Raw genomic sequence first — 19745 nt, forward strand, 5'->3', positions numbered from 1 at the left:
GAGCCTCGACGCCCGATCTCGGTGCGTCACGCGGACCCGCCCACCGGCGACGCCCAGGTGGGGCGCCGGATCAGGCAGAACGGGTGGCCCGCCGGGTCGGCGTACACGTGGTCGCCCGGCAACCGCCGCGCGCCCAGGGCGAGCACCGCCTCGCCCGCCGCGTCCTGGTCGTCGACCATCACGTCGAGGTGCATCTGCTGCGGCACGGCCGGATCCGGCCACGTCGACGGCGTCAGCCCGGGGGCGCGCTGGAACGCCAGCCCGGACGCCGCCGTACTCGCCGACACCACGGTGAAGTCGTCGTCCGCGTACGTGATCGGGTCGCCGAGGACCGCGCTCCAGAACCGCGCCTCGGCCATCGGATCCGGGCAGTCGACGATCAGATGGTGGAGCCGCCCGAGCGGCACAGGGATCACCCCGTTCCTGGCCGTGCTGCCGGGCGTCAGCTCAGCCGCAGGTCGTGCTCGTCGAGGGCGGCCTCGATGACGCCCAGCGCCTTCGGTCCCATGCCGTGCAAGCGAGCCAGCTCCGCGCGCGGCACTCCGGCGAGCTGGCGCAACGTGGTGTAGCCGGCGGCGGTCAGCGCCCGCGTGGCCGGTGCGCTGATCTTCGGCAGGCGGTCCAAGGACGAGGTCATCGCCCGATGCTAGACCGCTGGCACCCGGCCCGATGCCCCCCGCGAGCGCCCGGCCGGCAGATGCGGACTCGCCTCCGTCGATGCGGCACTCGGGGCGGCCTCGGGGAAAGGCCCGACGGGTATATCGGGGCGTTTCCGTATGGGACTCGGGTGGAGTGCCGCTGAAGAATCGATGAGCATCCAGACACCGGGAGGTGCCGTGTTCCGACGTACCATGGCCGTCGCTCTGGCCGCGCTCACCGTCCTGGCGGGACTGCCCGGCGCGGCGCGCGCCGGTCTTCCGTCGCAGCGGCTCGTCTGGACCGAGTGCGCCGACGACCTGCCGGACGTCCCGCCGGATCCGCGCGTGCGGTGCGCCCGGCTCCGGCTGCCGGTGGACTGGGCCCGGCCGAACGGCCCGGCGTTCGACCTCGCCGTGGCACGCCGGTCCGCGCGCCTGCCGGAGCAGCGGGTGGGCACGCTGGTGTTCGGGCCGGGCGGTCCCGGCGACTCGGGGGTGGAACGCATCCGCAGGGGCGACCGGTTCAGCGGCGAGTTGCTGGACCGGTTCGACCTGGTCAGCTTCGACCCGCGCACCGTGGCCCGCACCGCCGCGCCCGTCTGCACGCCGGATCCGGCGTTGCGCAGGCCGCCCGTCCCGCTGGCCGGCCAGGCCAACTTCGACGCCGCCGTGGCCTACAACCGGGCGCTGTGGAGCCGGTGCCGCCCGACCAGCCCGGTGTTCGACCACGCCGACACGCTCAGCACCGTCCGTGACCTCGACGCGTTGCGGCGTGCGCTGGGGGAGCGGCGGCTGTCCTTCCACGGCAGCTCGTACGGCACCCTGCTGGGCCAGCAGTACGCCGAGCGGTACCCCGGCCACGTGCGGGCCGTCGTGCTGGAGGGCGTGTTCGACCACAGCCTCGACGTGCGGTCCTTCGTGCGGACGCAGGCCGCCGCGTTGCAGGACGCGTTCGACGAGTTCGTGTCCTGGTGCGACAGGTCGGCGGACTGTGTGCTCCACGAACGGGACGTGCGATCGGTGTGGGCGCGGGTGCTGGCCCGCGCGGACCGTGGGGAATATGCCCCCCGTACCGCCTTCGACGTCACCGCCGTGGCGCTCGGTATGCTCGCCGGCCCGCGCTGGCCGCAACTCGCCGCGATCGTGCGGGACATGGACGCCGGTACGCCGCCACCGGAGGTGAATCTCTCGATCTCGGTCGCGGCGTTCTGCGCGGACTGGCCCGCCGAGGTACGCGACTACGCCGAGTACGCCGGCCTGGTCCGGGAAGCCAGGGCCGCCGCCCCGGACGTCCGGTACGGCGCTGGTCTGCTGGCCGTGCAGACCTGCCTGGGCCGGCCGTCCCCGGTCCGTAATCCGCCGCACGAGCTGAACGTGCACACCCGCACGCCGCTGTTGCTGCTCAACGCCCGGCACGATCCCCGTACCGGCTACGCCTGGGCGGTGAACGTCGCCCGGCAACTCGGCCGGCACGGACGCCTGGTCACCTACGAGGGCTGGGGCCACGGCACCTACCAGCGCAACGACTGCACGACCGCCGTGGTGGACCGGTACCTCGTCGACCTGACGGTGCCCGCCCCCGGCACGCGATGCCCGGCGAGCTGATCCGGCACGCCGCTAGACCGCCGGCCCCGGGTCCGGTGCCCCGGCGAGCGTACGGCCCGCCGGGCGCCGGTGCGGCAGCGCCGCCAGGCCCAGCGCGAGGAACAGCAGGACCGCACCGAGCAGGAACGGCAGCGACAGGGTGGGCTGGCCGAGCCACTCCCACGGCACGTGCCAGCGGGGATGCGGCTCGCTCAGGTGGTGCGTGAGCATCAGCGGCGCGCTCAGCAGGATCGGTGCGGCCCAGAACACCATCGCGACGCCGTACAGGACCTTCGCCGGGCCCTGCACCAGCGGGTGCCGTCCCTCGGTGCGGCGGCTGGCCCAGCCGAACAGCACCCAGCCGCCCAGCGTGCCCAGCGCGAAGGCGAGCAGACCGGCGGGGTAGGCGGCGGCGGGGGTGGCGCGGCTGAGGGCGAGGCTCATCGAGCCCTCGGCGTTGATCTGCACGGCGAGGATGTGGTCGCCGCGATCGGCGTACACGGTGATGTCGGAGGGGATGGACGCCGGGTCGCACTGCGGACTGCCGGGGACGCAGCCGTACGCGTCGGTGTGGACGGGCGCGCTCCGCTCCCACCCGGCGGCGTCCAGGCGTTGCCGCAGGTCGGTGAGGCCGCCGGCCGGTGCCTGGTCGAACGACGCGGTCAGCTCGGCCAGCGCGTACTCGCCGCCGTCGCCGAGCAGCAGCTCGGACAGGAGATCCTCGCCGAGCGGGTGGCCGTAGATGAGGAACACGGCGGGAGGGTCGTCCTGGTCGAGGTGGCTGACCTGCCGGTCCGGGTAGAGCTGCCCGACCACGGCGGCCAGGTCCCGGTGGTCGAGCGGGCGGGAGCCGAGCCACGCGAGCCAGGTGCCGAACGACGCGGCGAACAAACCGCAGACCACCGCGAAGACCGCCGCCCAGGCCACCACGGAACGGCTCGCCGGCCGTCCCAGCCGGGCACGCAGACCATGACGTACGAGATTCGCCGCGACCCGGCCACGCCGGTGGGCCGAACCGACGTCCCGTACCGTCTCCAGGATCTCGGCCCCGCGCGCGCGGCGATAGTCACGGGGGTAGGCCAGCAGCAGCCAGCGGTGCATGGGTTTCTCCCTACGGTGCCGCGACGGCGGGGGTCAGGCGGGGCGAGGGCGCAGAGCGCGCAGCCGGGTCTCGGCGGCGGACGCGAGCTGCCGCAGCCGCTCGGTCTGGCGTGCCAGTTCGGCCCGGCCGTCGGCGCGCAGCCGGTAGTAGCGGCGCAGCCGGCCGTCGACCACCTCTTCGTGGCTGAGTTCGACGAGGCCCTGCGCCACCAGCCGGTCCAGGGCGGCGTAGAGCGTGCCCGGCAGCAGGTTGACGCGACCGCCGGACAGGCCGGCGACCTCCTGGATGATCCCGTAGCCGTGGCGCGGCTCGTCGGCCAGCGCGGTCAGGATCAGGAAGGTCGCCTCGCGCATCTCACTCACCGAGGCAACATATACAGCCGATCAATACATAGTCAACGGTCGCCGAGTAGTTGCCGCTCGGCCATGAAGGCGCGCAACGTCCCGGCGTCCTCGGCGGACATCAGCCAGCGGGGGATCACCGTGGCCGGCATCCGCCCGACGTACACGATCCAGAAGTCAGGGGTCTCGGTGACGCGCGTGACGCCGTCCCAGGCGATGCCGCCGGACTCCGAACCGCTGCGCATCATGATGTTGCGGTCGTCGATGTCGTAGCCGCCCTCGACCGCGTAGCCGCCGGAGCGGCGCCGGGCCCGCCACCGCACCCACGGCGCGTACAGCATCGACAGCACGCCGGCCACGATCAACGCGGTCCACAGCGACGCGAAGCGGCCACCCCGCTCCGACGCCTGCGAGGCGACCCACCCGATCACCCCGATCGCGGCCAGGGCCGCGCCGATGTAGCCGAACCGGCGCAGCCGGGCGGCGGCCAGCGCGGCGGCCACGCGGGCCGGATAGGCGGGATCGGCCGGTACGGCGAAACGGATCTGCATCGGCACCGAGGACCACCCACCGGACTCGTGTTCTGGACGGCGGGAGCGCTGCCCCGCGAAGACGTGCGGGTCCACGGTACCGGGGCTTCCGGCTCTCAGATCCGCCGCAGCACGAACGTCACGAAGCCCAGCATGTTCCGGTACCCGCGCAGCCACTGGTCACGGTGCTCGCGGGCGGCCGTCAGCGCCCCGGCTGCGTCCGGGTGACCGGGGTTGTCCAGCGCCCACTCGGTGAGCGAACCGGTCCACGACCACTCGTAGTCGTCCCACTCGGCGGTGTCGCTGACGTGCGCGTACACCGGGGCCCAGCCCGCCTGCCCGGCGGCGTCGACCAGACCGGCGAGGTCGGCGTGGTCGTCCGGTTTCGCGCCCAGCGCCGCCAGCGCGTCCGGCGTCGGCGGCACCTGCCAGAATCCCTCACCCACCATCAGGATGCCGTCGGGGTTCACGTGCCGGCCGGCCAGCTCCAGCGCTCCACCGAAGCCGCCGAACGCGTGCGTCGACCCGACGCAGAGCACCAGGTCGTAGTCGCCGTCCGGCACGTACGACCGGGCGTCGCGCTCGTGCAGCGTGAGCCGGTCGGCGAGGCCGCGCTCGGCGGCGGCCTCGGCGGCGCGTTCGAGCGCGTACGGGCTGAGGTCCACGCCGTCGGCGTGCCCGTCCGGGTAGTGCGCGAGGGCCTGCAACGCCCAGGCGCCCTCGCCGCAGCCGAGATCGAGGATCCGGGCCGCCGGCCGCCGGCCCGCCCGGCGCAGCAGCCGGTTGAGGTTGAGACCGGAGATCGGGGCCGCGATCGGGTGGTGCGAGTGCGCGATGCTGCTCAGGCGTTGACGGTCCATCGCCGCAGTCAACACGAGGACTGCGGACCCGCGCACGCGGGTTGCCGCGCCGGTCAGTACCGGCAGACGATCGTGGCGTCGTCGGTGGCGACGCCCTCGCGCGCCTCGGCTTCGCGCACCCGGCGGACGACCTCGGCGGGGCCGTCGGTCTCCAGCAGGCGCAGCAGCCCCGGCCAGCCGGTCAGGCCGAAGGTGTCCACGAGGCGGCTCGCGCCGTTGCTGAGCAGAGCCGTCGCGCGGACGTCGTCGGCCGGGCACTCGCCGGTGACGGCCTCGCCGGCCACCCGCGGGTCGTCCTTGGCGACCCAGAACCCGCCCGGACTGTTCCGCCGGGCCCGCAGATCCATCAGCAGCCGCCGGTACTCGTCGCCGCCCTCGGGCACGTCCTTCAGCCGCTCCTCGAAGGACCGCGCGATCACCACCTCACGCGGATCATGGGCGGCGACGGGCTCACCAGAGGCCCGGCCGATCAGCGCGACCGCGTCGCCGAGGACCAGGTGCTCGACGGTCCCACCGGAGAATCGGAGCATCGCCACCGCCGCGAACGGGCTGATCGGATGGGCGACGTCGCACGTGCCGCGGTGCGCGTCGGTGACGTGCTCGATGCCCTCGGCCAGCACGTCGCGCAGGCTCCGATCCTGGGACAGCGCACCGAGCAGCGCGCCGCCGAGCCGGGTCGCGTACCAGGCGATGCCGTGGTGGCAGACCTCGTCCGCGCCGGCGATGCCGCCCGCGCCGTCGACCAGGACCATGCCGCACGGTACGGCGCCGGCGAAGTCCTCATTGGCGCGGCCCGGATGCCCCGCGTCGGTCGCCATCGCTACCCGCATCGGCTCATCATGCCGGGACCTGCCGGAACGCGATGCCCCTCGCGCCTTGATCTGCAGTCTGGTTGAGGTCCTGGCGTCGTGGGCACCCGACCACTGCCGGAGGCAGACCACCATGACGACGCCGAACCTGTCCGACGCCGAACTCGCGGGCCAGCCGGCCTCCTACTGGACGGGCGTCGCGGGCGACCTCCCACCGTCGGCTCGTTCGAGCGTACGCCCGGCTCACCCCCTGTGCAGCCGCCGGTCATGGTCCTGGGCCGCCGCGATTCGGCAGTGCGGGCGCGGCCGGGCGGCCAGGATGAGGTGATGCACGCCAGTCAGAAGATCCGCCACCGGCACGCCGACGTCGACGGTCTGGAGGTGTTCCTCCGCGAGGCCGGCCGCCCCGGCGACCCGGCGGTGCTGCTGCTGCACGGTTTTCCCAGCTCGTCGCACACGTTCCGCGAGGTCATGCCCACACTCGCCGAGGTCGCGTACGTGCTCGCCCCCGACCTGCCCGGCTTCGGCATGTCGTCGTCGCCCACAGTCGCCGAGTACGACTACACGTTCGAGAACCTGTCGTGGACGGTCGAGCGCCTCCTCGGACGGCTCGACGTGGACCGCTTCTTCGTCTACCTGCACGACTTCGGCGCGCCGGTCGGATACCACCTGGCCACCCGCGCCCCGGGACGGATCCGTGGCCTGATCGTGCAGAGCGGCAACACGCACGCCGACGGGCTCGGCGCGCAGTGGGACACCGCGCGGGCGTACTGGGCCGACCCGGGCGAGGCCACGCGCGCCGCGCTGCCGGACTGGCTGACCTTCGACGGCACCCGGGACCAGTACCTCGCCGGGCTGCCCGAGCACGTACGCCCGTTGCAGGCGCCCGAGGCGTGGCACCTGGACTGGGAACGGATGACCCGGCCCGGCAACGTCGAGGCGCAGTTCGCGCTGTTCACCGACTACGCCGCCCACGTCGCCCGGTTCGGCGAGATCGCCGGGTACCACAGCGCCCACCAGCCGCCGGCGCTCGTGCTGTGGGGCCGGCACGACGCGTACTTCGACGTGGACGAGGTGCTCGCGTACCACCGCGCGCTCGACCGGATGGACGCGCACATCTACGACGGCGGCCACCTGCTGCTGGAGACGCACGCGGCTGAGTGCGCCGCGCTCATGCGCGCGTTCGTCCTCGACAACTCGTGAGACGTGGCGGGGGCGCCCGCGACGTCACGGCGTGGTCGAGGGCTTCGCCTTCTGCGGGTGGATCGTCTCGTGGCGGGCCAGCATGGCGACGAACTCGCGGATCTTCCGCTCCCGGGTCTCCGCGCGCTTGACCGCGTTGAGCCGGTGGATGAGCGTGAACCTGTTGGCACTGGTGAGAACGTCGAACATGGCCTGGGCAGCGGGCTCGGCCGCGATGGCGGCGAGCAGGTCGGCGGGCACCTCGGCCTCCGACGGCGGTGCGTAGGCCGCCGCCCACCGGCCGTCCGCCTTCGCGGCCTCCACCGCGGCCCGGCCCGCCGGCGTCATCCGACCCTCCGACTCCAGCCGGGCCACGTGCGCGACGTTGCGTTGCGACCAGGAGCTGCGCGCCCGGCGCGGGGTGTACCGGATCCAGGAGCTCTCGTGGTCGCGCTTGCGGCCCTGCCCGTCGATCCAGCCGAAGCACAGCGCCTCGTCGACCGCCTGCTGCCAGGTCAGCGTGGTGATCGTGCCGCCCTTACGGCCCAGCGCGAGCCAGACACCGGGCGACGTGTCGTGGTTGGCGGACAGCCACGCGCGCAGCGCGTCCGCGTCGGGCACGATCAGCTCGTCCAGCTCGTCGCTCGCCATGGCCGGAAGGCTATGCCAGGGGTACGACGCTAAGGCCGGGCGCGCGGCTCAGCCGCCCGCCGGCCGCCGTCGGGCGACGGGTGGGCCGCCCGCCGAATCCGCCGTCCGGCCACCAGCATCGCCACGCCTGCGCCGGCGAGCCCCGCGCCGATCAGCCCGCCCACGATCCCCGCCGCCGGATCGCGCTCACGGAACGCGTACGTCACGGCCGAGGTCAGGATCGGCGCACCGAGGGCGATCGCCATCCACCCGCCGAGGATGTCCGCCTTGTCGGCGAAGGCGTTCGTGGTGACGAGGACGAGCAGAACCATGGCAGCGGCGACGCTGACGAGGAGCAGCGCCGCGAGGATCAGCGCCGGGTCGCGGGGGAGCAGCCCGGCGGCCGCGGCGAGCACGTAGACGATCGCCGCCGCGATGAGGTTCGCGAGGACGTTCGTCATCACGTTCGCGGCGAACCTGCGCAGGCCGCCGCGCCCGGTGTCGTCGTCGCTGATGGCGTCCCCCGATCGCCGTCGATGCCTTCGACGACGAGGCTAGGGCGACCGGGCGGCCCGGCACAACGCCCGGCGCCGGCCGGTGCGGTCACGACGTTCGCGACCGGCCTAGCCGCCCGCCGCGTTGTGCCGCGCGACCAGATCCGGCAGCTCGTCCAGCGAGTCGATGCGGAACAGGCACCGTTCGGCGACGTCCGGCATGTCGAGGATGTGGCCCCACGGTCCGCGCCGGATCAGGCACGCGGTCATGCCGGCGGCCATCGCCGGTGCGGCGTCGTTGTCCGGCCGGTCGCCGACGTACAGGATCGCCGATGCGTCGCCGCCGCCCTCGCGGACGACCCGGTCGAAGAACTCCGGCGCCGGTTTCGCCACGCCCCAGGCCGCCGACGTGCCGATCACGTCCACCGCCAGGTCGAGCGCCCGCAGCGTCGCCTCGGCGTGCTCCGGCTGGTTGCCGGCCAGGCCGACGCGCAATCCCTGCTCCCGCAGGGCGGCCAGGCACGCCCGCGCGTCCGGGTAGAGGTCGTCGGCGCCGAACGACTCCGGGTCGCCGGCCGCGACCCGGCGCGCGAGTTCGGCGGTGAGGTCGAAGTCCGGCCGGAACGCCCGGAACACCTCCTGGTAGTCCAGCCCGCGGGCGATCACCGCGCCGAAGACCGCGGAGAACGTGTGCCGGGGCACGCCGAGCCAGTCCGCCCAGGTCGCGAACTCGCGCGTCTCGTCGAGGATCGTCCCGCCCACGTCGAAGAAGACCGCCCGGATCATTCGCGGATCGTACTGTCGTTGATCAGCCTGTGGGGGGCGCCCGGGTGGCGCAGACTGCCCGCATGAATGCCGCCTTCCTCCCCGAACCGCCGCAGAGCCCGGCGGCGAAAGCCGCCTACGAGGACGACCTCGCCTCCGACGGCTACGTCAACAACCTCACCCGCGTCTGGTGCTGGCGACCTGACGTGCTGATGTCGTTCCAGAACACCCGCACCGAGCTGCTGTCCGAGTCCACGCTGTCCTCGCGTGAGGTGGCGGTGCTGGTCGCCGCCACGGCCGCCGCGCGGGGCGACTCGTACTGCTCGCTGGCCTGGGGCGCGCGGCTGGCCGGGATGAGCGACGAGGAGACAGCCGCCGCGGTGCTGCGCGGCGACGAGGCGGACCTGTCGGAGCGGGAGACGGCGCTCGCGGACTGGTCCCGCCGGGTCGTGACGGACCCGAACGCCACCACCGAGGCCGACACGCGACGCCTGCGCGAGGCCGGCCTGAGCGACCGGGAGATCTTCGAGGCGACCACGCTGATCGCGTTCCGGCTGGCCTTCTCCACAGTGAACGACGCGCTCGGCGCGCGGCCGGACGCGCAACTGGCGGAGAAGGCGCCACGGCTCGTCCGGGAGGCGGTCACGTTCGGCCGCCCGGTCTGAGCGAGCGGCCCTCGGCCCCGGGCCGCGCCTCGACCGGGGCGGTCTCGGGGCACCGGCCCGCCCCGGCTCGCCGCCCGCTGCCTCTACCTCGACCGGATCGAGAACACGATCGGGCGGCGTCAGGTCGTCACCCGCATCGAGGCGTTCCGCGACGAGCTGCCCGCCGCCCGGGTGCCCCGGGCGTGTCCGCACCGACGGCCACTGCATGTCGTACCGGTGTGGGAGGGTCCGGGCATGACGACGTTCGTACTCATACACGGCGGCGGGGGCAGCGCGTGGGACTGGCATCTGGTGGTTCCCGAGCTGGCCGCCCGGGGCCACGATGCGGTGGTGCCGGAGCTGCCCATCGGTGACCGGTCGGCGCGGTTCGCCGACTTCCGCCGGACGGTGGTCGACGCCGTCGGCGGCCGCGACGACCTCGTGGTGGTCGGGCACTCGTACGGCGCGTTCACCGCACCGCTTGTCGCCGACCGGTTGCCGGTGCGGCTGCTGGTCCTGCTCACCCCGATGATCCCGCGGCCCGGTGAGAGGCCGGGGGAGTGGTGGGGCAACACCGGCTACCGCGAGCCGGAAGGGCTCAGCGAGGAGCAGCAGTTCTACAACGGCGTGCCGGCCGAGATCGTCGCCCGGGCGCCGGCGCACGGCCGGGAGCAGGTCAGCGCGGAGTGGGACGAGCCGTGGCCGCTGGCCACCTGGCCGGCCGTGCCGACGGCGGTGCTCATCGGCCGCGACGACCAGTTCTTCCCCGCCGACTTTCAACGCCGGGTGGCCGCCGACCGGCTCGGCGTGGTTCCGGACGAGATCGACGGCGGCCATGCGGTGGCGCTCAGTCACCCGGGTCTGCTCGCCGACCGGCTGACCGCCTACCTGGCGTCCTGACCGTCCGGCCGCCGGTCCTACGAGACCGCAACGGCCGGGCGTGCGGGCTCCGGGTCGCGCGTGTGCCGGCGCGTCGGCAGCAGCAGCGGCGTGCCGAGCAGCAGCACCCCGGACACGGTGATCGCGGCGAGCGGGCCGACGACCGTGGCGAGGACGCCCCACACGGTCATCAGCGCGGCCTGGGTGAGCCGGCCGGTGACGCTCCACGCGGTCAGAACCTGCGCGGTGTGCGCCTGCGGGGTCCGGCGCAGGCGCTCGGTCGCGTAGATCGGGTTGAACACGCCCATGCACGTGATGAGCACCCACTCGACGGCGATCACCGTCAGCAGTCCGCTGATCCCCGGATGGGTGAACGCGAGACCGAGCGGGACGGTCGACCGCAGCCAGCCGGACACCGTCATCGCCCGGTGCCGTCCGTACCGCCGCACCAGGCGCGGGCTCAGCCGCGCGCCGAGCACGCCGCCGAGCGCGGACACGCCGAAGACCAGCCCGTACTGCCACGCCGCCACCCGGTACCCACCCAGCAGGAGCACGGCGAGCAGCGGCGCGGTCGCCATGATCAGGCCGCCGACCAGCACCGAGTTCAGGAACAACCGCCACAGCACCGGGTCGCGGCGCACGAACCGCCAGCCTGCGCCCAGGTCGGCGACGCGGGAGGCGCCCGCCGGGTCACGGGGCGCCACCGTGTCGCCGCTGCGGATCCGCCGTACCGCCAGCGCCGACAGCAGGTGGCTCACGGCGTCGGCGGTGATGGTGACGACCGGGCCGAGCAGCCCGACGAGCGCGCCCCCGAGCGGCGGCCCGGCCGCCGTCGCGGCCCAGCTCGCCGCCTCGAACCGTCCGTTCGCCGCCAGGAGCCGATCACCCCGGACCAGACTCTTCAGGTACGCCCCGGACGCGGCGGTGAACGTGATCGCGGCCGTCCCGCAGACCACCGCGACGACGAGCAACTGGCCGTACGACAGCACCCCGAGCGCGTACGCGGCCGGCACGCTCGCCAGCGCCGCGAACCGGACCAGATCCGTCGCGATCATCACCGGCAGCTTCCGCCGGTAGGCCACCCACGGCCCGAGCGGGACCGCCAGCACCGCCGCCACTGCCAGCCCGGCCGCCTCCAGGAGCGACACCGCGAACGCCGACGAGTCCAGCACCCGCACCGCGATCAGCGGGAACGCGCCGAACGCCAGCCATGTGCCGTACGTGCTCACCGCGTACGCCGACCACAGCCACCCGAAATCCGAACCCAGCTTCCGCACGCCGCCCCCGTCACCGATGCCCCGCGCATCAGACCGGCCGCGCGGACGCCGGAGCAAACAACCGCCGCCCGGCGCGCCACAACCATCGGCTGGGCCCGCCTACTGTGGGCCGGTGGACAGCGAGGCGGTGCGGTCGTTCGTGCGGGCGGCCGAACTCGGCCAGTTCCGGCACGCCGCCGACGAGCTGGGCGTCACCCAGCAGGCCGTGTCGAAGCGGATCGCCGCGCTGGAGCGGGAGCTGGGGGTGCGCCTGTTCACCCGTACACCCCGGGGGGTCGAGCTGACACACGACGGCCGGGCGTTCCTCCCGCACGCCCGGGGCGTCGTCGCGGGCGCGGACCGCGCGGTCGCCGCGGTCCGGCCCGGCGCGCGGGCGCCGCGCATCGACGTGCTCGGCCTGCGCAGCGCGCAAGCCGTCCTGCTGCACGACTACTGGCGCGCCCACCCGGGCGTCGACCTCGACGTGGTGACGCTGCGGGTCGACGACCCCCGGCAGGTCGCCGCCGCGGTCCGGGCCGGCGAGATCGACGCCGCGTTCCGCACCGTCACCGACCCGGCCGCGCTGCCGCCCGAGGTACGGATGGTCCGCGCCTTCGACTCGCCGCTGCAACTGCTCGCCGGACCCCGGCACCCGCTCGCGTCCGCGCCCACGCTCACACCGTCCGAGCTGCGCGGACACCGGCTGCGGGTGCCGGGCATCGTGCCCGGCAGCGAGTGGGGCGAGTTCTACGAACAGCTCGCCGACGCCTTCGACCTGTGGGTGGACGCGACCGGGCCGAACTTCGGCACCGAGGTGCTCCTCGACGAGCTCGCGGAATCCGCGGACGTGGCGACGCTCGTCGGCGCCCGGGACCGCTACCTCTGGCCCGCCGGCCACGACCTGCGCCGCATCCCGATCACGGGTCCGGTGCTCGCGTACCCGATCAACCTCATGCTGCCCCGGACCGGCCCGCATCCGGGGCTGCGGCCGGTGATCCGTCACTTCGCGGGCCTGCCGCCGCTACCCGGACCGGTCTGGCGGCCCGCCTGGCCCGGGTGATCAGGGCTGCGACGTCCGCCGCGCCAGGTGGACCGTGACATCCGAGGTGACCTCGACCGTGCCGGGCAGCACATCCCGGACGCGGCGGAACACCTGATCACGTACCGGCGGCGGCAGTTCGAGATAGGCCGAGACGGTCGACAGGAGACCGACGTAGTCGTCGGCGCTCATCGTGATCCGCCGCGCGATCTCCGACTGGCGCACGTCGGTGAACCACTCGGACGCGCGCAGCTCGGTGCCGGGCCACCGCATGCCGGCCTCCGGTGGCGTCCCGTCCGGCGACGGGATCTCGTCGTCGGCGAGGAACTCGGACCGGGCCGCGGCCACCGCGTCGCGCAGCGCCGGGTCGGCCAGCCGCATCGGCCCGCCGAACGACGCGAACACCCCACCGGACGCGAGCAGCCCGGCGATCCGCTCCCACCGCCGGTCCGGGTCGGTCCAGTGCAGCGCCGCCGCCGCGTACACCAGGTCGTGGCGCTCGCCGGCGCGCAACTGCTCGAACGCGGCCTGCCGGACCCGTACCTCGTCCGGGACGTGCCGGCGCAGTTCGGCGAGCATCGCGGCGTCCGGGTCGGTGGCGGTGACCGCGACGCCGCGCCGGGCGAACAGCCGGGTCGCCTTGCCGGTCCCGGCGCCGATCTCCAGAGCGGTCCGGACGGGCCGGCCCGCGTACGCCAGCACCAGGTCGGCCAGTTCCTCCGGATAGCCGGGCCGGAACCGCTCGTACGCCTGCGCTGCCGCTCCGAAGCTCAACGCACGATCCGGCATACCGGGCATCCTCCCACGATCAGGCCGCCGTCCTACGCGTCCGGATCCCACGCCGCGATCCGGTCGAGCACGCGCCGGTCGCCCTCGACGGCGAGCGCGTCCAGCGGTATCCGGCCGTAGAAGGCCAGGACCAGGTCACCGGCGGTGGAACGGGCGGTGGTGTCGGCCGGCTCCGCCCCGGCTCCGGCGGGCAGGCGGGTCACCCGTGCGCCCTCGGGAGAGAGCCGCGTGCGCCACGATCCGCCCTCGGTGACGTGGTAGTCGAGGACGGCTGGCTCGTACGGCCACGGCACAGTGGTCGCGCAGCAGGTGAACAGGAAGTCCTCCACGCCGTCGAGGGCCACCTCGACCGGCAACGGCTGCGGCGCGCCCACCGTGAGCTGGGCGTCGTAGGTGTGCACAGCGATCTCCTGGAGCTGGTGCCGGGCGACGGCGCCGCAGGTCTGCGGCGACTGCGACGTGTCCCACCACGTCCAGCAGCCACGATCGGGTCCGGCGTCGCGCAGCGCGACCAGCAACTGCTCGGTCGACTCGGCCAGCCAGTCCCGCAGCGCCGTACGCTCCCGGGGTGCGCCCGGACCGCCGGGCGCAGCCCGCCCGGACGCCCCGGGACCGGCGGCGACGGTGGCCGCCCACGAGCGGCGTCCCTCGCCGATGTGCCGGGCGAGGTCGAACAGCGTCCACTCGGGACAGGTGGGCACCGGCGCGTCGAGGTCCGGCGCGGCGGCGACCGCATCCCGGAACGCGGCCGACCGGTCGTCGATCAGCCGCAGCCGATCGGTAAACGTCAGGGGTTCGATCACTCAGGCTGTCTACCAGTGTGCGCGGCGGCCCGACAGCGAGTTTCGGCGAGCACATGCGCGGCGACGACGTCGGCCACCTGCGCGGGCGGGGCGGAGGCGTCGATCAGGCGGGCGTCGGTCACCGACGCGAACGTGACGAGCGCCCGGTCGACGTGGTCGTGCCGCCAGCCGCGCGCGCCGGACTCGACCTGGTCGGCGTCGATCCGAGCCCGCAGCCGGTCCTCGGGGAGCGTGAGCACCACCTCGCGGACGTCGACGCCTGCGGCGCGGATGCCGCCGAGGATCTCCGCGCGGTACGCCGGGTCGAGCAGGCTCATCGGCACGATCCAGACGCCCGCGTGGTGCCGGTCCAGCCCGGTGACCGTCTGTACGACGAGGTGACGCCACAGGGGCAGGTCCTGGAAGTCGCCGGTCGGCGGGGTGACGAACGCGGTGAGCATCGAGCCGAGGAACTCCGGGTCGAACAGCCGCGCGTCCGGCAGCGCGCTCGTGAGCAGCCGCGCCGTGGTCGTCTTGCCGACACCGAACGCGCCGTTGAGCCAGACAATCATGACGGTGATCGTGTCAGTTGGCGGCTAGCCTGGCGCGGTGGGATTCGACGTCGGCGCGGACGCGTACGGCCGTTTCATGGGCCGATTCGCCGAGCCGCTGGCAGTGCGCTTCGCCGGCGCCGCGGGTGTCACGCGAGGGCAGCGGGCGCTTGATGTCGGCTGCGGCACCGGAGCACTGACCGCGGAGCTGGTCGTACGGCTGGGGCCCGAGGCGGTGTCGGCTGTCGACCCGTCGGCTCCGTTCGTGGAGGCGGCCCGGGCGCGCTTGCCGGGGGTCGAGATCCGGCGGGCGGCGGCCGAGCTGCTGCCGTTCCCCGACGGCGGCTTCGACGTCACCCTCGCTCAGCTCGTCGTGCACTTCATGACGGACCCGGTTGCCGGCCTGCGGGAGATGGCCCGTGTGACCCGTCCCGGGGGTGTGGTGGCGGCCTGCGTGTGGGACCACGCCGGTGGGCGTGGGCCGCTGACCGTGTTCTGGCAGGCGGTCCGGTCGCTCGACCCGGACGCCTACGACGAGTCGGGGCTCGCCGGGGCGCGGGAGGGCGACCTCGCCGACCTGTTCGCCGCCGCCGGCCTGCATGACGTGCGGTCGTCCATGCTCACCGTCCGGACGAGTTACGCGAGCTTCGACCAGTGGTGGGAGCCGTACACGCTCGGGGTGGGCCCGGCCGGGGACCACGTCCAGCGGCTCGACGCGGCGGGCCGCGCGGCGTTGCGCGACAGGTGCGCGTCACTGCTCGGCGACCGGTGGCCGGTGGAGGTCCCGGCCTCGGCCTGGACGGCGATCGGCCGGACGCGCTAGGCGGTCAGCCGGCGAAGTCGACGCCGGCCAGCGGCACACCCCGGTACGCGGCGAGCCGCTCGGCCTCCACGACGACCGCGTCGCGTGCGCTGCCCGGGAGCTTGCGCCACGGCTGAACCGCGACCGTGAAGGAGCGGCCGGACTTGCGAGGCCGCCAGGTGCCGGCCAGCTCCCCGTCGGCCAGCACGGCGCCGGGGCGGCCCAGCACCGGCCACAGCTCCTTCGCGCGGGCCGCGTCCGGCACCAGCGTCGCCCGGTCCTTCGCCTGGAGGAACAGGTCGAACGGGCCGAGCAGGCGGGTCGTCGTGGCGTCCGCCGACGCCAGCGCCGCCTCGTCGGCCGCGAGCAGCCAGCGCGTCTCGCCGTCGACGCTCACCTCGACCGCGTCGTGCGGCCAGCGGGCCTTGACCTCCTTGACCGGAGCGTCGAGGTAATCGGCCACGTGCTTCGGGGTTGCCGGGCCGAGCAGCCGCAGGTAGGCGCGGATGAGCTCGAACCGGTCGCCGGGCGCGGCGGCCGGACGGAACCCGGGGATGCGTTCCAGGATCGGCGGTGACGTGTCGAGCCGCAGCTCCAACCCGGCCCGCACGGCGGCCAGCCGGAACGGCATCTCGTAGAGGTGGGTCGCGTTGCACGGCCGGCAGAACCGCAGGTAGGGCTCGGGCATCACGTCGGCGAGCCGCCCGGAGACCTCGCCCTTGACCGTCGGCTCACGGACGATCTTCCGCATCCGCGCGGCCACCTCGTCGAGCGCGGCGACGATGCCGACGCCGGCCGCCCTCAACGGCTTCGCCGCGTCGTAGATGCGCTTGCCCGCGTCGGCGTCGGAGAACGGCTCGACCGCGGCGGCCACCGCGCCCACGTCGGCGCGGCGGTAGAGGTGCGGGGCGCCGCGTACGGTCCAGAGCAGGACCAGGTCGTCGCCGGTCAGCAGGGCCACGTCGACGCCGCGCGCGGCGAGCGCCCACCGGCCGCCGTCGGGACCGGTGTCCTGCACGCCGATGTCGAGCGCGGCGGTGTCGGCGAGCGAGCCCTGCACTCGGTCGAGTTGTTGAGCCCGGACGCGGAAGTTCAGCACCTGACGCCTGTCGACCATCGACACAGCGTAGGCGGCGGTACCGACACAGCCGGCGCAGAGCGGCGCGTCAACCGCGGTGAGACCACCCGCCGGTGGAACGCTGTGGGTGTCTGGGGCCGCGTATGACACCCATGGCGTTCCACTCGTCGCCGGCCGGCGAGGGGGCCTGCGGGTCAGCGGCCGGCGAGCAGACGTTCGCGGACCTCGCGACGCAGGATCTTGCCGATCTGGGAGTAGGGCAGCTCGTCGACGATCACGACCCGGCGCGGCACCTTGTACCCGGCCAGGTGGGTGCGGCACGAGGTCCGGATCGCCTCCGGGCTGCCGGCCACCGCCGGGTCGACCACCACCGCGGCGACGACCTCCTCGCCGTCGTCGGTGGGCATTCCCACGGCGGCGGCCTCCCGTACGCCGGGGACGCGGCGCAGCGCCTCCTCCACCTCGGACGGGTAGACGTTGAAGCCGCCCGTGATGATCAGCTCCTTGATCCGGTCCACCACCGTCACGAAGCCGTCGGCGTCCATGGTGACGATGTCGCCGGTACGCATCCAGCCACCAGGCAGCAGCACCTTGGCGGTCTCCTCGGGCCGGTGCCAATAGCCGGTGAACACCTGCGGGCCGCGGACCAGCAGCTCGCCGGCCTCGCCCGGCGCACGGTCGCGGCTCGGGTCCTCCGGGTCGACGATGCGCACGTCGGTGGAGGGGAACGGCACGCCCACGGTGCCGGGCCTTCGGGTCGGCGCGACCGGGTTGCCCACTGTGATCGGGGACGTCTCGGTCATCCCGTACCCCTCGACCAGCAGGCCGCCGGTCACCTGCTCCCACAGCTCCACGGTGGCCGGTGGCAGCGACATCGCGCCGGACAGCGCGTACCGGATGGAGGTGAGGTCGACGCCGCGCTCGCGGGCGACGCTGGCCAGCTTCGCGTAGACCGGCGGCACCGCGGGCAGGAACGTCGGCGGGCGGCGGCGGACCGCGTCGAGCACCTGGTCGGCGTCGAAGCGGGGGAACAGCACCAGCGTCGCCCCGATGCTGACGGCGAAGGTGAGGCAGAGCGTCAGCCCGTAGGCGTGGAACAGCGGCAGCACCGCGTACACCGTCTCCGCGCCGTCGCGCAGGCCCGGCACCCAGGCCCGGCCCTGCGCGGCGTTGGCGCGCAGGTTGCGGTGGGTCAGCACCGCGCCCTTGGGCTCGCCGGTGGTGCCGCCGGTGTACTGGAGCAGCGCCACGTCCCCGGCCTCCGGCGCGGGATGCCCGGCGGGCAGCGGCCCGGCGGCGGCGACCAGCTCCGACCAGGGCAGCGCGCCGGGCGCGGGGGCGGTCATCGCGGCCCGGGCGGCGCGGACCTTCGGCAGCGGCACCCGCAGCGCCCACCGCTTGAGCCGCGGCAGCGCCGCGGTCAGGTCGACCGACACCACGGTACGCACGGCGCCGCGTCCCGCCACCAGCGGCGCGACCTTGTCCCACACGATCGCGACGCCTGCGCCGTGGTCGGTGAGCTGCCGGTCCAGCTCGTCGGCGGTGTAGAGCGGGTTGTGCTCGACGACCACCGCGCCGAGGCGCAGCACGGCGTAGAACGCGACCACGTGCTGGGGGCAGTTCGGTAGCACCAGGGCCACCCGGTCGCCCGGGCCGACGCCGAGCCGGCGCAGCGCCTCGGCGGCGCGGGCGACCTGGTCGGCCAGCTCGGTGAACGTGGTGGTGGCGCCGTAGAAGTCGAGCGCGACCCGGGGGCCGAACCGTCCGGCCGCCTCGGTGAGCAGGTCGACGAGCGAGCCGTCCGGCTCGGCGATGTCAGCCGGCACCCCGGGTGCGTAGCTACGGGTCCAGGGTCGCTGGGCGGTCGCGTCCATCGCCGTTACTCCTCGTCGCGCGGATGACGCCCCAGCCTAACTTAACCGCCCGGTAACCTACGCTTACGTAGGTTGCCGGGTCGGTCACACTCTCCGCAGGTCAGCGTCGGCGGGTCGAATGCTGGTGCACCACCTGCCGGCCCTTCACGATCCCGAAGATGATGACCGCGGCGAGCGCGATCACGCCGATGATGACGAGCCAGCGGACCGCCTCCAGCAGCAGCCCGAGCAGGATGAGCACACCGGCGACCACGCCGACCACCCAGAGCAACGCGCGCATGTCCCAGCCTCCCGTCGTACGGTGGGCCGTGCGCTTTCCCGCTGCTCGTGCGGCCATGCGCCGCCGGGTGGATCAGTGCCGGGCCACGTACACGGTGTTCGCCGCCTCCCGGCCCTGCAACGGGTTCGGGAACCGGACGACGTGCGCCACCGAGGTCGGGAACACCTCGGTCAGCGTGCGCTGGAACGCCGGATCCGGCGGGTCGTTCGACCACAGCGCGAAGACGCCCTCCGGATGCAGCAGCGCGGCCAGCCGCCGCAGCCCGTCGACCGTGTAGAACGCGGCGTGGCTGGGGTGCAGCACCTGGCGGGGGGAGTGGTCCACGTCCAGCAGGACCGCGTGGAAGCGGCGCCCGGGCTCGTCGCTGTCGAAACCGTCGCCGGCGACCGCGGCGAAGAAGTCCGCCCGGACGAACCGGGTACGCGGGTCGGTGGCCAGCCCGGCGGCGAACGGCAGCAGATCCCGCCGGTGCCAGTCGATCACGTCCTCGATCGCCTCCACCACCAGCAGCGAGCGCACCCGGGGATCCTCCAGCGCGGTACGCGCTGTGTAGCCGAGCCCGAGCCCGCCGACCACCACGTCCAGCGCGTCACCGGTCAGCGGAGCCAACCCGAGCCGGGCCAGTTCGATCTCCGCGACCGGGAAGGCGCTGGACATGAGGTACTCGTCGTCGAGCTTCACCTCGTACACGTCGGAGTCCAGTGCCGGGTCACGGCGCCGCCGCAGGCTGATCTCGCCGATCGGCGTCTCCCGCCAGGCCAGTTCCTCGAAACGCGCGCCCACCCGGTGTCCTCTCCGCCGATCCGTCCCCGGATGCTACCGGCCGGGGCTCGGCC

At 74.1% G+C, this 19745-nt stretch carries 24 protein-coding genes; 6 read left to right on the forward strand and 18 right to left on the reverse strand.

The window, feature by feature from the left end:
* Window positions 1-26 precede the first annotated feature (26 nt).
* Both MICAU_RS13650 and MICAU_RS13655 read right to left on the reverse strand, forming a co-directional pair.
* A complete protein-coding gene (locus MICAU_RS13650; RefSeq protein WP_013285902.1) occupies window positions 27-416 on the reverse strand; it encodes a VOC family protein in 390 nt (129 codons plus the stop codon).
* A gap of 26 nt (window positions 417-442) precedes the next feature.
* Window positions 443-637, reverse strand: a complete 195-nt coding sequence (locus tag MICAU_RS13655; protein ID WP_013285903.1) for a helix-hairpin-helix domain-containing protein — start codon at window positions 635-637, stop codon at window positions 443-445.
* A gap of 214 nt (window positions 638-851) precedes the next feature.
* Between MICAU_RS13655 and MICAU_RS13660 the strand changes: the two genes are divergently transcribed.
* Window positions 852-2243 (forward strand): alpha/beta hydrolase, encoded by a 1392-nt coding sequence (locus MICAU_RS13660; protein WP_425311449.1) that lies wholly within the window; start codon window positions 852-854, stop codon window positions 2241-2243.
* 12 nt (window positions 2244-2255) lie between these two features.
* Here MICAU_RS13660 and MICAU_RS13665 read toward each other — a convergent pair whose 3' ends face one another.
* From MICAU_RS13665 to MICAU_RS13685, 5 genes are all read right to left on the reverse strand, one after another.
* Window positions 2256-3323: a hypothetical protein gene (locus MICAU_RS13665; RefSeq protein ID WP_013285905.1), complete on the reverse strand. Its 1068-nt coding sequence runs from the start codon at window positions 3321-3323 to the stop codon at window positions 2256-2258.
* A 33-nt stretch (window positions 3324-3356) separates the two neighbouring features.
* A complete protein-coding gene (locus MICAU_RS13670; RefSeq protein WP_013285906.1) occupies window positions 3357-3677 on the reverse strand; it encodes a PadR family transcriptional regulator in 321 nt (106 codons plus the stop codon).
* Window positions 3678-3718: 41 nt separating this feature from the next.
* Complete coding sequence (locus MICAU_RS13675) at window positions 3719-4216, reverse strand: YcxB family protein (protein WP_030269040.1); 498 nt, start codon at window positions 4214-4216, stop codon at window positions 3719-3721.
* A gap of 95 nt (window positions 4217-4311) precedes the next feature.
* Complete coding sequence (locus MICAU_RS13680) at window positions 4312-5055, reverse strand: SAM-dependent methyltransferase (RefSeq protein WP_013285908.1); 744 nt, start codon at window positions 5053-5055, stop codon at window positions 4312-4314.
* A gap of 53 nt (window positions 5056-5108) precedes the next feature.
* The gene (locus tag MICAU_RS13685; protein WP_030269041.1) at window positions 5109-5885 is read right to left on the reverse strand and encodes a hypothetical protein; all 777 of its coding nucleotides are present in this window, start codon (window positions 5883-5885) and stop codon (window positions 5109-5111) included.
* A 306-nt stretch (window positions 5886-6191) separates the two neighbouring features.
* On the opposite strand from MICAU_RS13685, the gene MICAU_RS13690 reads away from it, so the two are divergent.
* The gene (locus MICAU_RS13690; RefSeq protein WP_013285910.1) at window positions 6192-7067 is read left to right on the forward strand and encodes an alpha/beta fold hydrolase; all 876 of its coding nucleotides are present in this window, start codon (window positions 6192-6194) and stop codon (window positions 7065-7067) included.
* A gap of 24 nt (window positions 7068-7091) precedes the next feature.
* Here MICAU_RS13690 and MICAU_RS13695 read toward each other — a convergent pair whose 3' ends face one another.
* The 3 genes from MICAU_RS13695 to MICAU_RS13705 all read right to left on the reverse strand — a co-directional run bounded on the left by MICAU_RS13695 (window position 7092) and on the right by MICAU_RS13705 (window position 8956).
* A complete protein-coding gene (locus MICAU_RS13695) occupies window positions 7092-7697 on the reverse strand; it encodes a YdeI/OmpD-associated family protein (protein WP_013285911.1) in 606 nt (201 codons plus the stop codon).
* A gap of 29 nt (window positions 7698-7726) precedes the next feature.
* Window positions 7727-8137 (reverse strand): hypothetical protein, encoded by a 411-nt coding sequence (locus MICAU_RS13700; protein WP_013285912.1) that lies wholly within the window; start codon window positions 8135-8137, stop codon window positions 7727-7729.
* A gap of 162 nt (window positions 8138-8299) precedes the next feature.
* Entirely contained in the window at window positions 8300-8956 is a 657-nt protein-coding gene (locus MICAU_RS13705; RefSeq protein WP_013285913.1) for an HAD family hydrolase, read from the reverse strand.
* 62 nt (window positions 8957-9018) lie between these two features.
* Between MICAU_RS13705 and MICAU_RS13710 the strand changes: the two genes are divergently transcribed.
* Window positions 9019-9600 (forward strand): carboxymuconolactone decarboxylase family protein, encoded by a 582-nt coding sequence (locus MICAU_RS13710; protein ID WP_236619308.1) that lies wholly within the window; start codon window positions 9019-9021, stop codon window positions 9598-9600.
* Window positions 9601-9834: 234 nt separating this feature from the next.
* Window positions 9835-10479, forward strand: a complete 645-nt coding sequence (locus MICAU_RS13715; RefSeq protein ID WP_013285915.1) for an alpha/beta fold hydrolase — start codon at window positions 9835-9837, stop codon at window positions 10477-10479.
* Between the two features lie 17 nt (window positions 10480-10496).
* Here the strand turns inward: MICAU_RS13715 and MICAU_RS13720 are convergent, their stop codons facing one another.
* Entirely contained in the window at window positions 10497-11735 is a 1239-nt protein-coding gene (locus MICAU_RS13720; protein ID WP_013285916.1) for an MFS transporter, read from the reverse strand.
* A gap of 112 nt (window positions 11736-11847) precedes the next feature.
* Between MICAU_RS13720 and MICAU_RS13725 the strand changes: the two genes are divergently transcribed.
* Complete coding sequence (locus MICAU_RS13725; RefSeq protein ID WP_174361709.1) at window positions 11848-12774, forward strand: LysR family transcriptional regulator; 927 nt, start codon at window positions 11848-11850, stop codon at window positions 12772-12774.
* On the opposite strand, the gene MICAU_RS13730 is transcribed toward MICAU_RS13725, so the two are convergent.
* From MICAU_RS13730 to MICAU_RS13740, 3 genes are read right to left on the reverse strand one after another with little or no spacing between them, the layout of a single operon-like run.
* Entirely contained in the window at window positions 12775-13542 is a 768-nt protein-coding gene (locus MICAU_RS13730; protein WP_013285918.1) for a class I SAM-dependent methyltransferase, read from the reverse strand.
* Between the two features lie 32 nt (window positions 13543-13574).
* Window positions 13575-14345, reverse strand: a complete 771-nt coding sequence (locus MICAU_RS13735; RefSeq protein ID WP_013285919.1) for a maleylpyruvate isomerase N-terminal domain-containing protein — start codon at window positions 14343-14345, stop codon at window positions 13575-13577.
* Window positions 14342-14896, reverse strand: coding sequence for a P-loop nucleotide/nucleoside kinase family protein (locus MICAU_RS13740; protein ID WP_013285920.1), 555 nt, complete (start codon window positions 14894-14896; stop codon window positions 14342-14344). The genes MICAU_RS13735 and MICAU_RS13740 overlap by 4 nt, the downstream gene beginning before the upstream one ends.
* A 37-nt stretch (window positions 14897-14933) precedes the next feature.
* On the opposite strand from MICAU_RS13740, the gene MICAU_RS13745 reads away from it, so the two are divergent.
* Window positions 14934-15698, forward strand: coding sequence for a class I SAM-dependent methyltransferase (locus MICAU_RS13745; protein ID WP_013285921.1), 765 nt, complete (start codon window positions 14934-14936; stop codon window positions 15696-15698).
* Between the two features lie 4 nt (window positions 15699-15702).
* Here MICAU_RS13745 and MICAU_RS13750 read toward each other — a convergent pair whose 3' ends face one another.
* From MICAU_RS13750 to MICAU_RS13765, 4 genes are all read right to left on the reverse strand, one after another.
* Complete coding sequence (locus MICAU_RS13750; RefSeq protein WP_013285922.1) at window positions 15703-16794, reverse strand: winged helix DNA-binding domain-containing protein; 1092 nt, start codon at window positions 16792-16794, stop codon at window positions 15703-15705.
* A gap of 155 nt (window positions 16795-16949) precedes the next feature.
* Window positions 16950-18629: a long-chain-fatty-acid--CoA ligase gene (locus MICAU_RS13755; RefSeq protein WP_013285923.1), complete on the reverse strand. Its 1680-nt coding sequence runs from the start codon at window positions 18627-18629 to the stop codon at window positions 16950-16952.
* A 100-nt stretch (window positions 18630-18729) separates the two neighbouring features.
* Entirely contained in the window at window positions 18730-18909 is a 180-nt protein-coding gene (locus MICAU_RS13760; protein ID WP_013285924.1) for a hypothetical protein, read from the reverse strand.
* A 72-nt stretch (window positions 18910-18981) separates the two neighbouring features.
* Window positions 18982-19692, reverse strand: a complete 711-nt coding sequence (locus tag MICAU_RS13765) for a polyamine aminopropyltransferase (RefSeq protein ID WP_013285925.1) — start codon at window positions 19690-19692, stop codon at window positions 18982-18984.
* Between the last annotated feature and the right edge of the window lie 53 nt (window positions 19693-19745).

It is taken from the genome of Micromonospora aurantiaca ATCC 27029, assembly GCF_000145235.1.
Classification (GTDB): Bacteria; Actinomycetota; Actinomycetes; order Mycobacteriales; family Micromonosporaceae; genus Micromonospora; species Micromonospora aurantiaca.

Bases quoted from the DNA above. Each gene is read 5' to 3' on its own strand.
- MICAU_RS13655 (WP_013285903.1), bottom strand. From the start codon at position 637: ATGACCTCGTCCTTGGACCGCCTGCCGAAGATCAGCGCACCGGCCACG.
- MICAU_RS13660 (WP_425311449.1), top strand. From the start codon at position 852: ATGGCCGTCGCTCTGGCCGCGCTCACCGTCCTGGCGGGACTGCCCGGC.
- MICAU_RS13665 (WP_013285905.1), bottom strand. From the start codon at position 3,323: ATGCACCGCTGGCTGCTGCTGGCCTACCCCCGTGACTATCGCCGCGCG.
- MICAU_RS13670 (WP_013285906.1), bottom strand. From the start codon at position 3,677: ATGCGCGAGGCGACCTTCCTGATCCTGACCGCGCTGGCCGACGAGCCG.
- MICAU_RS13675 (WP_030269040.1), bottom strand. From the start codon at position 4,216: ATGCAGATCCGTTTCGCCGTACCGGCCGATCCCGCCTATCCGGCCCGC.
- MICAU_RS13680 (WP_013285908.1), bottom strand. From the start codon at position 5,055: ATGGACCGTCAACGCCTGAGCAGCATCGCGCACTCGCACCACCCGATC.
- MICAU_RS13685 (WP_030269041.1), bottom strand. From the start codon at position 5,885: ATGCGGGTAGCGATGGCGACCGACGCGGGGCATCCGGGCCGCGCCAAT.
- MICAU_RS13690 (WP_013285910.1), top strand. From the start codon at position 6,192: ATGCACGCCAGTCAGAAGATCCGCCACCGGCACGCCGACGTCGACGGT.
- MICAU_RS13695 (WP_013285911.1), bottom strand. From the start codon at position 7,697: ATGGCGAGCGACGAGCTGGACGAGCTGATCGTGCCCGACGCGGACGCG.
- MICAU_RS13700 (WP_013285912.1), bottom strand. From the start codon at position 8,137: ATGACGAACGTCCTCGCGAACCTCATCGCGGCGGCGATCGTCTACGTG.
- MICAU_RS13705 (WP_013285913.1), bottom strand. From the start codon at position 8,956: ATGATCCGGGCGGTCTTCTTCGACGTGGGCGGGACGATCCTCGACGAG.
- MICAU_RS13710 (WP_236619308.1), top strand. From the start codon at position 9,019: ATGAATGCCGCCTTCCTCCCCGAACCGCCGCAGAGCCCGGCGGCGAAA.
- MICAU_RS13715 (WP_013285915.1), top strand. From the start codon at position 9,835: ATGACGACGTTCGTACTCATACACGGCGGCGGGGGCAGCGCGTGGGAC.
- MICAU_RS13730 (WP_013285918.1), bottom strand. From the start codon at position 13,542: ATGCCGGATCGTGCGTTGAGCTTCGGAGCGGCAGCGCAGGCGTACGAG.
- MICAU_RS13740 (WP_013285920.1), bottom strand. From the start codon at position 14,896: ATGATTGTCTGGCTCAACGGCGCGTTCGGTGTCGGCAAGACGACCACG.
- MICAU_RS13750 (WP_013285922.1), bottom strand. From the start codon at position 16,794: ATGGTCGACAGGCGTCAGGTGCTGAACTTCCGCGTCCGGGCTCAACAA.
- MICAU_RS13755 (WP_013285923.1), bottom strand. From the start codon at position 18,629: ATGGACGCGACCGCCCAGCGACCCTGGACCCGTAGCTACGCACCCGGG.
- MICAU_RS13760 (WP_013285924.1), bottom strand. From the start codon at position 18,909: ATGCGCGCGTTGCTCTGGGTGGTCGGCGTGGTCGCCGGTGTGCTCATC.